Consider the following 14,378-nt stretch of genomic DNA (forward strand, 5'->3'; position numbering starts at 1 on the left):
GGTGTGTCAGCTGGCGATGTCGGCGCTGGCCTGGCGCTCGGCGTCGAGGAGGCGATCGATGATGCGTCGGGCCTGAACGCCGCCACCGTCGATGTTGAGCTTGAGCAGACGCCGCTCGGGGTAGGCCAGCAGGTTGCGCTGCTGGGCTTCGAGCATCTCCAGATCTTCGGCGAAGATCTGGCCCTGGCCTTCGCGGATGCGGTCGGTCAGTGCCTGGTCGCCGGGATTGAAGTTGCGCGCCATGCCCCAGAAGTACCAGATCGAGGTGTCGGTCTCCGGGGTGATGAAGTCGACCACGATGCTCGAGGCCTTGTACTCGGCGGGGGCGTCGTAGCCGCCCCTGCCGGCGTGGGCGACGCCAACCTCGATCATCACGTGGCTGGGTGGCGTGAAGCGACAGATCTGCCAGCGGTCGACGGGCACGTCGTCGGCCAGGTTGTTGCCGCGCAGGGCCGCCTGCCAGAACGGCGGGGCGGAGATGTTTTCCATGTGCCGGCTGGTGATGACCTCGGTACCGTCGACCGTGGTTTCCGGGGCGGCTTCCTCGATCTCGGGCTGGCCGATGCTCGAGGCGTGGACGTAGGTCTCGTGGGTCAGGTCCATGAGGTTGTCGATCATCAGGCGGTAGTCGCAACCCACGTGGTAGAGGCCGCCGCCATAGGCCCATTCGTCGCTCTCGGCCCAGTGCAGCACGGGGATGTCGGCCGGGTCGGCCAGTTCGGCGTCGCCGGTCCACACCCAGATGAAGCCGTAGCGCTCGACGACGGGATAGGCGCGAATGCTGGGGAAGCCGCGCACGCGCTGGCCGGGCATGCTCGAGCACTTGCCGTCGCAGCCCATTTCCAGGCCATGGTAGCCGCAGACGAGCTGGCCATCGCGCACGAAGCCCAGCGACAGCGGGGCGCCGCGGTGCGGGCAGAAGTCCTCGACGGCGGCCACCTTGCCTTGCTCGCCGCGGAAGAACACGATCGGCTCGTTGCAGATGGTGCGTCCCAGCGGCTTGGCGTCGATCTCGTCGGGGGTGCAGGCGACATACCAGGTGTTCTTGGGGAACATGTCGGTCTCCTCGGGGCGGTCAGGATCTTTTGTGTCGTTATGACTGTTATGGATCCAAAGTTAAGCGCTGGACGGCTTTGGTGGTCAATATATGCTTTAGTTGGATCCAAAATGGCGAAAGAACGGAAACGGGGAGTGAAACACCAGGTGAGCAAGAACGATTCGAGTGTCGTGACCAGCCTTCGCAAGCTGATCAGCGAGGGGCGCTACGCCCCCGGGGCGCGGGTGGCGGAAATGCATGTCGCCGAGCAGTTGGGCGTGTCGCGCACGCCGGTCCGGCTGGCCTTTCGCACCCTGGAGCAGGAGGGCCTGCTCGAACGCGCCGGCAAACGGGGTTACCGGGTGCGCGAGTTCACCGAAGAGGACGTGCTCTGCGCCCTGGAGGTCCGCGGCGCGCTGGAGGGCCTGGCGGCTCGCCGCCTGGCGGAGCGGGGGCTCCCGGCCGCCATCCGCGAGCGGCTGGCGGAGGCGATCGAGCGTGGTCGCGGGATCCTCGACAAAGGCTATCTAACGACCGAGGACATCAGTCTGTGGAGCGAACTCAACCAGACCTTCCACACCACCATCGTCCAGGCCACGGGGAGCCAGGTGATCGCCGATGCCATCGGTCGCAACGACCACCTGCCGTTCGCCTCGGCGGACTCGATCATCATCGACACCGAGGCCCTCGACAGCGAGTACGCGAAGCTGCAGTTCGCTCATCAACAGCACCGCATGGTCTATCAGGCGCTGTGCCTCGGGGAGGGCGCCCGGGCGGAAATGCTGATGCGCGAGCACGCCTACGTGGGGTTGCGCTACCTGCTGCAGCTCTGACGGGATCCCGTGTCCTGGGATGGCCCAAACCGGCTTCCTTATAACCCTATGGTTATGGAGGCGTGGCGACATTTCATTTCTCCCTCGTTGGTGGGCGCGGGAGACTGTGCCGATTCACCCCCTGACGGGTGTTTCATCCACCTCACGAGACGCCAGCCATGCAAGATTCCGATAACAAGCGCTTCGTGCCGCGCGACCGTAACTGGCATCCGCCCGCCTATGCGCCGGGCTACAAGACCACCGTGGCGCGCTCGCCGCGCCAGTCGCTGGTCAGCATGCAGCATCCCAGCCGCAGCGAGCTGACGGGCCCCAGTTTCCAGGCGCTGCGCCTGGGCCCCCATGACAACGACCTGCTGATGAACTACCGCGAAGGCCAGGGGCGGGACGGTCTGCCGATCGGCGAGCGGATCGTGATGTTCGGTCGCGTGCTCGATCAGTTCGGCAAGCCGGTGCCGCATACCCTGGTCGAGATGTGGCAGGCCAATGCCGGCGGTCGCTACCGGCACAAGAAGGACGGTTATCTGGCGCCACTCGACCCCAACTTCGGCGGCGTCGGCCGGTGCATCACCGACGAGCAGGGCTGGTACCACTTCCGCACCGTGCGTCCCGGCCCCTATCCGTGGCCCAACGACATCAACTCCTGGCGTCCGGCGCACATTCACGTCTCGGTGATGGGGCCGGCGATCGCCACGCGTCTGATCACCCAGATGTACTTCGAGGGCGATCCGCTGATTCCCCACTGCCCGATCGTCCATACGCTCAACGACCCGTTGGCCGTCGATACGCTGACCGGCCGCCTGGACATGGCCCGCAGCCGGCCGATGGACTACCTGGCCTATCGCTTCGATATCGTCACGCGCGGCGAATTCCAGACCTATTTCGAGAATCAGGGGTGAGATCATGAGCCAACAACCGACCCATGACGGTGGCGTGCTGTATCGCGAAACGCCGTCGCAGACCGCCGGCCCCTACGTGCATATCGGTCTGGCCCTCGACGTGGCCGGGATCCCGTTGCGCGACGAGGAGGTCTGGAGTCGCCTGGCCACCCCCGAGGCCGACGGCGAGCCGATCGAACTGGTGGGGCGCGTGATCGACGGCAACGGCGATCTGGTGCGCGACGCCTTCGTCGAGGCCTGGCAGGCCGATGCCCACGGCGCCTTCCAGCCGGACTACGACCTGCGCAAGCCGTTCAACAGCTTCGGGCGTTCCGCCACCACCGCCGACGGCGACAGCGAGTGGTCCTTCACCACCGTCAAGCCCGGCCGGGTGCCCGCCGCCAACGGCAAGCCGATGGCCCCGCACGTCTGCCTCGCGATCTTCGCCCGCGGCATCAACATTCAACTGCAGACGCGGCTGTACTTCGACGACGAGGCCGAGGCCAACGCCGGGTGCCCGGTGCTCAATGCCATCGAGTCGCCGACACGGCGTCGCACCCTGATCGCCACACGCGAAGAGGCCGATGGCAAGGTGCGCTATCGCCTGGACATCCGCCTGCAGGGCGACGGCGAGACGGTGTTCTTCGAGTTCTGATTCCGCCGCCGACCGGCCCCTCGTGACAGGGCCCGCCACCTCCAGGGTGGCGGGCCCTGTCGCGTTTGGGGCGCTTGTCTCCCTGCGACGAGGGATGCGACCTCGCGATGTCGATTTGCGACATTCTTGTCGTTTATCAGTGCGTCGGGACCCGCTAATCCGCAAGAATGATCGACCAGCGGGAGCCGTTCGGCGTATCGTTGTCGGTCTCGGCAAAGCATGATCGGCGATGGTGCAGGATGTCTCGCCCGCTTCGCACAACAAACACAACAGGCGCCCCGGCCGGCACCGGGGACGAATCCGCGGAAGAGGAGAACCCTGATGGCATCCTCCAAGGCTGTAAATGCAACATCGGCGGCCGACCGCGCCGTCGTCCCCCAGACGCTGGGTTTCCTGCTGCTGGACAACTTCACCCTGATCTCGCTGGCATCGGCCATCGAACCGTTGCGGATGGCCAACCAGCTGGCCGGGCGCGAGCTCTATCGCTGGTACACGCTGACGCCCAACGGCGAGCCGGTGCGGGCCAGCGACGGCCTGCAGATCACGCCGGATGCGGCGACCAACATTCCGCTGACCCTGGACTGGGTGGTCGTCTGCGGCGGCGTGGGCCCGCAACGCAGCGTGACCCGCGAGCACATCGGCTGGCTGCAGGCCCAGGCGCGGCTGTCGCGCCGGCTGGGCTCGGTGTGTACCGGCAGCTGGGCGCTGGCCCGGGCCGGGCTGCTCGACGGCTACGAGACCAGCATCCACTGGGAGTGCCTGGCGGCGATGCAGGAGGCCTTCCCCCGGGTTCCGCTGACCACCCGGTTGTTCTCGATCGACCGCGATCGCTTCACCGCGTCCGGCGGCACCGCGCCGCTCGACATGATGCTCAACCTGATCGGTCGCGATCACGGTCGCGAACTCGCCGCGGGCATCTCCGAGATGTTCATCTACGACCGGGTACGCGGCGAGCAGGATCAGCAGCGGGTGCCGCTCAAGCACGTGCTGGGCACCACCCAGCCCAAGCTGCTGGAGATCGTCGCGCTGATGGAGGCCAACCTCGAGGAGCCCATCGGACTCGACGAACTGGCCACCTATGTCGACGTCTCGCGGCGTCAGCTCGAGCGGCTGTTCCAGAAGTATCTCAACTGCTCGCCGTCGCGCTACTACCTCAAGCTGCGCCTGACCCGCGCCCGACAACTGCTCAAGCAGACCCCGATGTCGATCATCGAGGTCGCCTCGGCCTGCGGCTTCGTCTCCACGCCGCATTTCTCGAAATGCTACCGCGAGTACTTCGGCATCCCGCCGCGCGATGAACGTGGCGGCATCGCCTCGCGGCAGGCGCGCAGCGAGGGCGAGCTCATGATGCCGCGCTTCACCCGGCGAACCCTGAGCGAGAGCGTGGCCGAGCCGATGTCGAGTGCGGTGGTCGCCCTCAATCAGGCGCAGGGCGAGCCGACCTACGCCAGTGTGCCCCTGCGCTAGCCCATAGCCCAGGCAGGTCTCCTCCCTCCCGCAAGGCCCAGGCCGGGTTTTGCGGGAGCGATGTCGTTCGTGGTGGTGACTGGCTCCCCACCGGAAGCTCCGTCGCTTGCCGCGTGCCGTCCCCGAACGGGCGTCGCCATGGGGTGACGACGCCCCGGTGCGTTGGCGGCCGTCCGCCCGCCGTGGCGCCGCGAGTTGTTATACTCGCGGGACTTTCGCACCCACGGGATCGCCATCGCATGTCAAACCCCTGGCCGCGCAGGCTGCTGCGTTACTTGCTGCTGGGCATCGCTGCCTTCGTGCTCGCCTCGCTGGCGCTGGTGCTGTTCTTCCGGGTGGTCCCGGTGTTCGGTTCGATGGTGATGGTCGAGCGCAAGGTCGAATCCTGGGTCGATGGCGAGCCGCTCGACATCCGCCAGACCTGGATGCCCTGGGCGCGTCTCTCCGACGAGGCCAAGCTGGCGGTGATCGCCGGCGAGGACCAGCGCTTTCCCGATCACTTCGGCTTCGACTTCAACCAGTTGCGCAAGGCGATCACCACCTGGCAGTCGGGCGGCGACCTGCGCGGGGCGAGCACCATCACCCAGCAGACCGCCAAGAACCTGTTCCTGTGGACCGGGCGCAGTTGGGTCCGCAAGCTGTTCGAGGCGTGGTTCACGGTATTGCTCGAACTCCTGTGGCCCAAGGAGCGCATCCTCGAGGTCTATCTCAATATCGTCGAGTGGGATGACGGCGTGTTCGGCCTGGAAGCCGCCGCCCGCCACTACTTCGGCGTTTCCGCCGACCGTCTGAGCGCGGCCCAGGCCAGCCGTCTGGCGGCGATCCTGCCCAACCCCCGCGGCTGGAGTGCCTCGCATCCCTCGCCGCGCGTGCTCGAGCGCAGTCACTGGATTCGTCAGCAGATGCGTCAGCTCGGCGGGACGGCCTACCTGAACCGACTCTGAACCCAGCGGGACATAACCGAATGGCTATCGCGGCATGTCCATTCGACGACTGGCAGCCGTGACGACCGCCCGTTATGGTGTGGCTCCACCCGACAGACAAACGAGGCGCCACGCCATGCCTGCACGCAAGATCGGCCTCGTCGGCCTGGGCAAGATCGCCCGCGATCAGCACCTGCCCGCGCTCGACGCCAATCCCGACCTCGACCTGGTGGCCGTCGCCAGCCGCAACGCGACCCTCGACGGTGTCGCCAACTTCCCCTCGCTCGAGGCGATGCTCGACGCCATGCCCGAACTCGACGCGGTGACCCTGTGTACGCCGCCGGCGGTACGCTACGATCAGGCCCTCCAGGCGCTCGCCGCGGGCAAGCACGTGATGCTCGAGAAGCCGCCCGGCGCGACCCTCAGCGAGGTCGAACACCTGGCGCTGAAGGCCGATGCGTGTGGCCGCACGCTGTTTGCCACCTGGCATTCGCGCCACGCGCCGGGGGTGGCGCGAGCCCGTGAATGGCTCGCCGAGCGCGAGATTCGCCGGGTGCGAATCGAATGGAAGGAAGACGTGCGCGTCTGGCACCCGGGGCAGGAGTGGATCTTCGAGCCGGGCGGCATGGGAGTCTTCGATCCGGGCATCAACGCGCTGTCCATCGTCACCGCCATCCTGCCTCAGGCCTTCTTTCTCAAGGAGGCGACCCTGCAGGTACCGGCCAACCGCCAGGCACCGATCGCCGCGCAACTGGCCTTCCGCGACGGCCGTGGCACGTCGGTCGAGGCCGATTTCGACTTCCGTCAGACCGGCCCCCAGACCTGGGACATTCATGTCGATACCGACGCCGGGCGGCTGACGCTGTCGAAGGGTGGCAGCGAGCTCTACCTCGAGGGCGCGCTCGAGCATAGTGCGCCGGAGCAGGAGTACCCGGGCCTCTATGCGCGCTTCGCCGAGCTGCTCGAAAGCAGCGCTTCGGATGTCGATCTCGCCCCGCTGCGCCATGTCGCCGATGCCTTTCTGCTGGGGCGGCGGGAGATCGTCGAGGCGTTCGAGTTCGATTAGAGCCCGGGCAGGGGCGTATCACCGGTTCCGGCGCTGGTGCTCGATCAATTCGCGCAACGTGCCCATCAGTCTCGCGGCGCCGGGGGACAGGCGCTGCTTGCGCAGGCTCACCAGGCCGTAGGGTTGTACGCTCAACGATTCGGTGAAGGGCAGGATACGGAAACGCTGCGGCGCGCAGAGCAGGTCGGCGACTTCGCGGGTGGTCACCGTCAGGGTGTCCGAACGGGCCACCAGGGCCAGCGCCACCAGGATGTCCGGGGTGTCGACGATCTGGCCCGGTGGCGTGACGCCGTGCTGCAACAGCAGGTGATCGAAGCGCTGACGCATCAGGGCGCCGGGGGGCTGCAGCGCCCAGGGGTAGGCGGTCATGGCGGCCAGATCGAGCCTGTTCACACCGGCCAGTGGATGCCCTTCGCGGCACACGAAGCATAGCGCCTCTTCGCCGATCTCCTCGAAGACGAAGGCCTCGCTGGGAAACCCCTCGGGGATCCGGGTAATGGCGAAATCAAACTCGCCGGCCATCAGTCGCGGCACCAGGCGCTTGCTGACGTCGACATCGACACCTACCTTGAGACCGGGCAGATCGCGATGGACCCGCTCGATGGCGCCGGCCAGTAGCGTCACCGCCGGCGCCATCACCGTACCCACCGCCACCACGCCGGCGTTGCCCGATTCCAGGGCGTTGAGTTCGTCACCGGCATGCTGCAGTTCGGAAAGAATGTTGCGGGCGTGGCGGATCAGGCTTTCGCCGTACCAGTTGGGGCTGACGCCCCGTGAATGGCGTTCGAACAGCGTCACGCCGAGTTGTGTCTCGAGATCGCCGAGCAGTTTGGAGGCCGCCGGTTGACTCATGCCCAGGTGCTCGGCGGCTCGGTGCAGATTGCGTCTGTCATCGAGCGCCACCATCAGTTGCAAATGGCGCAACTTTAGTCTCACCCGGAGGAACCAGTCGGCGGGGAGTTGGCCCATGACGTCAGGCCTCCTGTCGTATTGATAATCAAAGGGCTATTAACTGGGCGGCCAAACAGTATTAGTCGCTCATATAGGCCCTGTCTATCGTTCTTTCCGCATCAACGCCCCGTTTTTCAATGACAAGGAAGGAGACAATAATGACGACCCGGACACGCTTCCCGAGCTGTTGGCAAGACGGCATTCTCGTTCTGGGCGCGGCGGTTGTCCTCTGCGCCTCGAACGTGACGGTCGCGGCGGACAAGACATCCGAATCGCTGGCGGTGACGCAAAGCCGGTTCGGCAAGACGCCCCAGGGGCAGGCCGTCGAACGCTATCACTTGACCAACCGCAATGGCATGTCGGTGGACATCATCACTTATGGGGCCCGGGTCCAGGCGATCGAACTGCCCGACAAGAACGGCAAGGTCGCGGATATCGCCCTCGGCTTCGACGACGTCCAGGGCTATATCGACCACGCGGATACGTACTTCGGCGCGACCATCGGCCGCTATGGCAACCGTATCGCCGGCGGCCAGTTCCGTCTCGATGGCGAGACCTATCACTTGCCGCAGAACGATGGTCCCAACACCCTGCATGGCGGGACTCAAGGCTTCGACAAGGCGGTCTGGGCGGCTTCGCCGATCGAAACGGACCGGGCCGTCGGCGTGGAGTTGACCCACGTCTCGCCGGACGGCGACATGGGATTCCCCGGCGAGCTCGCGGTCACGCTGCGTTATACCCTGGACAACGACAATGACCTGCGGATCCACTATTCGGCGGTCGCCGACCAGGACACGGTCATCAACCTCACCAACCATACCTATTTCAACCTGGCGGGGGCCGGCAACGGCACGATTCTCGATCAGGTCGCGATGATCAATGCCGATCGGTTCACTCCCGTCGACGAGACACTGATCCCCACCGGCGAGCTGGCCGACGTGGCGGGGACGCCCATGGACTTTCGCACACCCACCGCCATCGGCAAGAACATCCATGCGGACAATCAGCAGCTCGATTATGCCGAGCCGAAGCAGGGCGGTTACGACTTCAACTGGGTCCTCGATACCCGGGGCAACCTGGACGACCTGGCGGTACGGGTCAGCGATCCGCAATCCGGGCGCACGGTCGAGATGTACACCACCGAACCGGGCGTGCAGTTCTATACCAGCAATTTCCTGACGGGATCCTTCACCGGCAAGGGCGGCAAGACCTACGACCATTGGGGCGGATTCACCCTGGAGGCACAGCACTATCCCGATACGCCGAACCAGCCGGATTTCCCCTCCACCACGCTCGAGGCCGGCGACAAGTACAGCCAGACCACGGTGTACAAGTTCCTGCCGGAATGAAGGGCCGGGGTGCCGAAAGCCGCGCGACACGCGGGTTCCGGTATGCCGCTACTAATGGTAATGGACCAGGCGCTGACGGTTCGACCGGCGTCATGGCCGGGCCCGGCGATGCCCTTGCGGGGTGACCCCTTGCCCTTTTCTCTTGCCCCGATCGCGCCAGCGCGATCGGGGCTTTTCTATTGTCGGCGGCGACATCGCGCCGACCTCGTGGGGCACGATGACGACTTTAGTCTCAAGCGATCATCGCGAGTGTCGATGACTCGCCGCCTGCCGTCAGGCTTTCCGGTTATTTGATAACCAAATTAATATTAGTTTTTGGGGCAAGTGGCATTGGCTGGTTATTCAATCGCCATTTATCGTCTTTTCTGCATGAGCGGCGTTCCGCCCCGGGATCGCTGACAACAATAACGCTTTCGAGCAGGAGTCCGTCGATGTCACTCACTCATACCCTGTCGCGTCTCGCCCTTGGTGTCGGTCTGACCCTGGGCAGTGCCGGTCTCGTCCAGGCCGCCGACGACGACGTCAAGATCGGCTTCATCGTCAAGAAACCCGAGCAGGCGTGGTTCATCAACGAACAGGATGCCGCGACCAAGCTGGGCGAGGAAGAAGGCTTCGAGGTGGTACGTCTGGCCGGCGAGGATGGCCAGCAGGTGCTCAGCGCCATCGACAACCTCAATTCCCAGGGCGCCCAGGGTTTCGTGATCTGTCCGCCCGATGTCCGGCTGGGGCCGGCGATCGTCAACCGCGCCGAGCAGTACGGCATGAAGGTGGTCACCGTCGACGACCAGTTCGTCGGGCCGGACGGCAAGCCGATGGCATCCGTACCGCACCTGGGCATGTCCGGTTACAAGATCGGCCGCCAGGTGGGCAATGCCATCGCCGAGGAAATGCAGGCGCGCGGCTGGGACCCGGAAAACGTCGCCGCATTGCGCATCACCAACTATGAGCTGCCCACCGCCAAGGAACGCACCGACGGTGCCACCGACGCGCTGCTCGAGTCCGGCTTCGAGAAGGCCAACATCTTCGACGCCCCGCAGCAGAACACCGATACCAGCAGTGCCTTCGCCGCCGCCTCGCCGGTGTTCTCCAAGCACGGCGACTTCGAGCACTGGGTGATCTACGCCCTCAACGAAGAGAGCGTGCTGGGCGGGGTGCGTGCCAGCGAGCAGTACGGCCTGTCGCCCGATCAGGTGATCGGGGTAGGCATCAACGGCTCGGGGGCGGCCTTCGCCGAGTTCTCCCGGGAGAAGCCCACCGGCTTCTACGGCACTGTGGCGGTGAGCTCGACCATGCACGGCCGCCAGAGCGCCGAGAATCTCTATGAGTGGATCACCGACGGCAAGAAACCGCCGGCCGACACCCAGACCACCGGGACGCTGATGACCCGCGACAACTGGAAGCAGGTACGTGAGGACCTCAACCTGTAACCGCTGGCCGACCGGAGCGGTCTCCGGCCGGCCCAGCCTTAGAGCCCACTTCCAACCCCTCGGATGATGGGCGCTGGGGGCAGAGCAAAGCGAGGGTCCTTTGCCATGGATGGCAAAGGTAGCGCCCAGGGAGGGGTTTACAGCGCCCTCGCGACGTTCTGCCGCCGGAGCAGTCCACTTCGTCTACCGGTTGTGAAAGGCGGTCTTACTCCAGCGGAGTCCAGTCATGAGCGATCCCTATCTTCGCGTCGACGGCGTCACCGTCGAATTCCCCGGTGTGCGTGCGCTGGACGGCGTCAGTTTCGGTGCCCGGGCCGGTGAGGTGCATGCGCTGATGGGCGAGAACGGCGCCGGCAAGTCGACCCTGCTCAAGGTGCTCAGCGGCGTCAACAAGGTCACCGACGGCGCCCTGTGGATCGACGGCGAGCGCCATGTGTTCGCCAATGCCCGTGAGGCGCTGGCCCAGGGCATCTCGATCATCTACCAGGAGCTCACGCTCTCGCCCAATCTGTCGGTGGCCGAGAACCTGCTGCTCGGCCAGTTGCCGCAGCGCCGCGGCTTCATCGACCGCCGCGCGCTTCGCCAGCGGGCCCTCGGGATCCTCGAGGAACTCGGCGAGGGCGGCATCCATCCCGCCACCAAGGTGCGCGATCTGTCGATCGGCCAGCAGCAGATGATCGAGATCGGTCGCGCCCTGCTGCGCGATGCGCGGATCATCGCCTTCGACGAACCGACCAGCAGTCTCTCCGTCCAGGAAACGCGTCACCTCAAGCGCATCGTTGCCCGATTGCGCGAGGAGGGGCGGGTGGTGCTCTACGTCACCCATCGCATGGAAGAGGTCTTCGAGATGTGCGACGCCGTCACGGTCTTCCGCGACGGGCGGCACATTCGTACCCACGACAGCCTCGCGGGGCTCGACCACGACACCCTGGTCAGCGAGATGGTGGGGCGCGACATCGAGGACGTCTATGGCTATCGACCTCGCGCCGCCGGCGAGACCCTGATGCGTCTCGAGGGTATCAAGGGGCCCGGCGTCAGTGCCCCGGTGAGCTTCGAGGTCAAGCGTGGCGAGGTGCTGGGCCTGTTCGGCCTGGTCGGCGCCGGGCGTAGCGAGCTGATGCGCCTGGTCTGTGGCGTCGAACCGCCCAGCGAAGGACAGGTGAGTTTCGCCGGCGAGACGCGCCGCTTCGCCAGCCCCCACCAGGCGATCCGCGCCGGCATCGCCATGTGCCCGGAAGACCGCAAGTCGCAGGGCATCTTCCCGGTGGCCAGCGTCGCCGACAACCTCAACATCAGTTGCCGGCGCTTCTTCAAGCGCTGGGGATGGCTGCGCCAGCCCAGGCGCGAGACCGACAACGCCAACGCCTATATCCGCCAGTTGAGCATCAAGACCCCGGGCCCCAAGGCGCGCATCAGCACGCTCTCCGGCGGCAACCAGCAGAAGGTGATCCTGGCGCGCTGGCTGGCCGAGGAGATCGAGCTGTTCGTGATGGACGAGCCGACCCGCGGCATCGACGTCGGCGCGCGACGCGACATCTACTCGCTGCTCTACGACCTGGCCGAGCAGGGCAAGAGCGTGGTGGTGATCTCCAGCGATCTCGCCGAGGTCAGCTCGATCTGCGACCGCATCGGCGTGATGCGCGACGGCGAGCTGGTCGACATCGTGCCCCGCGACGAGGCCACGCCCGAACGCCTGCTGGGGCTGGCCCTGCCGGCCTGATCCCTCCGATCGACGACTTTCCAGAGAGACTTTCGCCATGTCCACTGACAAACTCGCCCGACCCTCGGTCGCCGCGGCTACCGAGGGCCGCCGCGGCCTGCCCAAGCCGCTGCGCACCCTGCTCGATACCTCCGGGCTGCTCGCCATCTTCGTGCTGCTGTTCATCGGCCTGTCGGTGCTGGTGCCCGATTTCCTGACCGGGCGCAACATCGTCGGCCTGCTGCTTTCGGTGACACTGATCGGCACCATCGCCACCACCATGATGATGGTGCTGGCGCTGGGTGAGGTCGATCTCTCGGTGGCCTCGATCGTCGCCTTCGCCGGGGTCGTGGCGGCAGTCATCACCTCGACGTCCGGCAGCGTGCTCATCGGCGTGCTGGCGGGTGTCGCCGCCGGCGGGGCGGTGGGCGCCTTCAACGGCTTCGTGGTCGCCCGCTTCGGCGTCAACTCGCTGATCGCCACCCTGGCGGCGATGGAGTTCGTGCGCGGGCTGGCCTACATCACCTCCGGCGGCGACGCGGTGATGATCACCGTGCCCGGCTTCTTCGACCTGGGCAGCGCCGCCTTCCTGGGGCTGACCCTGCCGGTGTGGACGATGATCGTCTGCTTTCTGATCTTCGGCGTGCTGCTCAACATGACCGCCTTCGGGCGCAACGTGCTGGCCACCGGCGGCAACGCCGAGGCGGCGAGCCTCGCCGGGGTCAACGTGCGCCGGCTCAAGATCACCGTGTTCGCGCTGCAGGGCGTGGTCGCCGGCATCGCCGGGGTACTGCTCACCTCGCGCATGGGCCTGGGCGACCCCAATACCTCCCAGGGCCTCGAGCTCGCGGTGATCTCGGCCTGTGTGCTGGGCGGGGTCTCGTTGTCCGGCGGTATCGCCTCGATCACCGGCGTGCTGGTCGGCGTGCTGATCATGGGCTGCGTGCAGAACGCCATGGGCCTGCTCAACGTGCCCACCTTCTACCAGTACCTGGTGCGCGGGGCGATCCTGCTGCTGGCAGTGATGTTCGACCGCTGGAAGCAGACCCGCCGGGCCAAGGCGTAAGGAGCGAATGCCATGACCGACAAGCAGCGAACACTGCGCAGCGCCGCCTGGTTCGGCACCGCCGACAAGAACGGCTTCATGTACCGCAGCTGGATGAAGAACCAGGGCATCCCCGACCACGAGTTCCAGGGCAAGCCGATCATCGGCATCTGCAACACCTTCTCGGAGCTGACCCCCTGCAACGCCCACTTCCGCAAGCTCGCCGAGCACGTCAAGCAGGGCGTGCTCGAGGCCGGCGGTTACCCGCTGGAGTTCCCGGTGTTCTCCAACGGCGAGTCCAACCTGCGCCCCACGGCGATGTTCACCCGCAACCTGGCGAGCATGGACGTCGAGGAAGCGATCCGTGGCAATCCGCTCGACGCCGTGGTGCTGCTGGTGGGCTGCGACAAGACCACCCCGGCGCTGCTGATGGGCGCGGCGAGCTGCGACGTCCCCGCCATCGTGGTCAGCGGCGGACCGATGCTCAACGGCAAGCACCAGGGCCGCGACATCGGCTCCGGCACCGTGGTCTGGCAGCTCTCCGAGCAGGTCAAGGCGGGCCAGATCTCGCTGCACGACTTCATGGCCGCCGAGGCCGGCATGTCGCGCTCCGCCGGCACCTGCAACACCATGGGCACCGCCTCGACCATGGCCTGCATGGCCGAATCGCTGGGGGTATCGCTGCCGCACAATGCCGCCATTCCGGCGGTGGACTCGCGGCGCTACGTGCTCGCCCACCTCTCCGGCAACCGCATCGTCGAGATGGTCGACGAGGACCTCACGCTCTCCAAGGTCCTGACCCGCGAGGCCTTCGAGAACGCCATCCGCACCAACGCCGCCATCGGCGGCTCCACCAACGCGGTGATTCACCTCAAGGCCATCGCCGGGCGCATCGGCGTGGACCTGGCGCTGGACGACTGGAACCGCATCGGCCGCGGCACGCCGACGATCGTCGACCTGCAGCCCTCCGGGCGCTATCTGATGGAGGAGTTCTACTACGCCGGCGGGCTGCCGGCGGTACTCAAGCGCCTCGGCGAGGCCGAGCGGATTCC

The 14,378-nt window shown here is 66.2% G+C and carries 13 protein-coding genes; 11 read left to right on the forward strand and 2 right to left on the reverse strand.

Going from position 1 to position 14,378, the window contains the following annotated elements; genetic code table 11:
• Nucleotides 1-6 precede the first annotated feature (6 nt).
• Nucleotides 7-1,056 (reverse strand): aromatic ring-hydroxylating dioxygenase subunit alpha, encoded by a 1,050-nt coding sequence (locus tag KGR00_RS02460; protein WP_129139007.1) that lies wholly within the window; start codon nt 1,054-1,056, stop codon nt 7-9.
• Nucleotides 1,057-1,203: 147 nt separating this feature from the next.
• On the opposite strand from KGR00_RS02460, the gene KGR00_RS02465 reads away from it, so the two are divergent.
• The 6 genes from KGR00_RS02465 (at nt 1,204) to KGR00_RS02490 (ending at nt 6,855) form a co-directional block, all read left to right on the forward strand.
• Complete coding sequence (locus KGR00_RS02465) at nt 1,204-1,869, forward strand: GntR family transcriptional regulator (protein WP_129139008.1); 666 nt, start codon at nt 1,204-1,206, stop codon at nt 1,867-1,869.
• Nucleotides 1,870-2,027: 158 nt separating this feature from the next.
• A complete protein-coding gene (gene pcaH / locus KGR00_RS02470) occupies nt 2,028-2,765 on the forward strand; it encodes a protocatechuate 3,4-dioxygenase subunit beta (RefSeq protein ID WP_129139009.1) in 738 nt (245 codons plus the stop codon).
• 4 nt (nt 2,766-2,769) lie between these two features.
• Nucleotides 2,770-3,399 (forward strand): protocatechuate 3,4-dioxygenase subunit alpha, encoded by a 630-nt coding sequence (pcaG, locus tag KGR00_RS02475; protein ID WP_224417791.1) that lies wholly within the window; start codon nt 2,770-2,772, stop codon nt 3,397-3,399.
• 321 nt (nt 3,400-3,720) lie between these two features.
• A complete protein-coding gene (locus KGR00_RS02480) occupies nt 3,721-4,866 on the forward strand; it encodes a GlxA family transcriptional regulator (RefSeq protein WP_224417790.1) in 1,146 nt (381 codons plus the stop codon).
• Nucleotides 4,867-5,105: 239 nt separating this feature from the next.
• Entirely contained in the window at nt 5,106-5,810 is a 705-nt protein-coding gene (gene mtgA, locus KGR00_RS02485; protein WP_224417789.1) for a monofunctional biosynthetic peptidoglycan transglycosylase, read from the forward strand.
• Between the two features lie 115 nt (nt 5,811-5,925).
• A complete protein-coding gene (locus tag KGR00_RS02490) occupies nt 5,926-6,855 on the forward strand; it encodes a Gfo/Idh/MocA family oxidoreductase (RefSeq protein WP_129139013.1) in 930 nt (309 codons plus the stop codon).
• An 18-nt stretch (nt 6,856-6,873) separates the two neighbouring features.
• On the opposite strand, the gene KGR00_RS02495 is transcribed toward KGR00_RS02490, so the two are convergent.
• Nucleotides 6,874-7,824 (reverse strand): LysR family transcriptional regulator, encoded by a 951-nt coding sequence (locus KGR00_RS02495; RefSeq protein ID WP_224417788.1) that lies wholly within the window; start codon nt 7,822-7,824, stop codon nt 6,874-6,876.
• Between the two features lie 140 nt (nt 7,825-7,964).
• Here KGR00_RS02495 and KGR00_RS02500 point away from each other — a divergent pair, with 140 nt between their 5' ends.
• From KGR00_RS02500 to KGR00_RS02520, 5 genes are all read left to right on the forward strand, one after another.
• Entirely contained in the window at nt 7,965-9,155 is a 1,191-nt protein-coding gene (locus KGR00_RS02500; RefSeq protein WP_224417787.1) for an aldose epimerase family protein, read from the forward strand.
• Nucleotides 9,156-9,586: 431 nt separating this feature from the next.
• Entirely contained in the window at nt 9,587-10,582 is a 996-nt protein-coding gene (locus KGR00_RS02505) for an arabinose ABC transporter substrate-binding protein (RefSeq protein WP_224417786.1), read from the forward strand.
• Between the two features lie 226 nt (nt 10,583-10,808).
• Nucleotides 10,809-12,302, forward strand: a complete 1,494-nt coding sequence (gene araG, locus KGR00_RS02510) for an L-arabinose ABC transporter ATP-binding protein AraG (RefSeq protein ID WP_224417785.1) — start codon at nt 10,809-10,811, stop codon at nt 12,300-12,302.
• A 37-nt stretch (nt 12,303-12,339) separates the two neighbouring features.
• Nucleotides 12,340-13,347, forward strand: a complete 1,008-nt coding sequence (gene araH, locus KGR00_RS02515) for an L-arabinose ABC transporter permease AraH (RefSeq protein ID WP_224417784.1) — start codon at nt 12,340-12,342, stop codon at nt 13,345-13,347.
• Nucleotides 13,348-13,359: 12 nt separating this feature from the next.
• On the forward strand, nt 13,360-14,378 hold a 1,019-nt coding region (locus tag KGR00_RS02520), incomplete at its 3' end, for a dihydroxy-acid dehydratase (protein WP_224424108.1).

This window comes from Modicisalibacter sp. MOD 31.J (assembly GCF_020147985.1).
In the GTDB taxonomy this organism is placed as follows: Bacteria; Pseudomonadota; Gammaproteobacteria; order Pseudomonadales; family Halomonadaceae; genus Modicisalibacter; species Modicisalibacter coralii.